1 pseudogene is annotated in these 506 nt (G+C 59.9%); it reads right to left on the bottom strand.

The window, feature by feature from the left end:
- Positions 1-139 precede the first annotated feature (139 nt).
- Positions 140-506, bottom strand: a pseudogene (locus HV796_RS43305) (IS5 family transposase); the annotation flags it as partial.

Genomic DNA, 506 nt, shown 5'->3' with positions numbered 1-506 from the left:
GCATGCACCGGTAGGTTACGATTGACGGAACAATCGGTTTCCTTCCTGGCCGCAGCCAGGTGAAACAATCCTCTACGCGACTTCACGTCGCACTGACACAGTAAGATTAGAAACCTTAACAAAATGAGTTCTTTAGTCTTCACCAGCAGATGATGCAGCAGGCGAGTTTCATGAATGCCTCGTGGATAAAGGCGAGGCGTTCAAAGCGGATGCGCAGTCGGCGAAAGTTGTGCAGCCACGAGATGGTGCGCTCGACGACCCAGCGGGTTTTGCCCAGGCCGCTGCCGTGAGGCTGGCCGCGGCGGGCGATTTGAGTAGCGATGCCGGCGGCGTGTAGTGGGTGGCGGTATTTGTCGTGATCGTAGCCGCGGTCGCCCTGGACGACGCGCGGCTTTGAGTGGTCGGCCGCGCTTGCCGCGAATGGGCGCGATGGCGTCGATCAGGGGATGTAACTGCGTGACATCATGGCGATTGGCGCCGGTGAGGATCACCGCGAGCGGGATGCC

Origin of the sequence: Paraburkholderia humisilvae (assembly GCF_902859855.1) — a bacterium.
GTDB lineage: Bacteria > Pseudomonadota > Gammaproteobacteria > Burkholderiales > Burkholderiaceae > Paraburkholderia > Paraburkholderia humisilvae.
The sequence above is the reverse complement of the archived record's forward strand: the minus strand, read 5'-3'. Positions and strand labels throughout refer to the sequence as shown.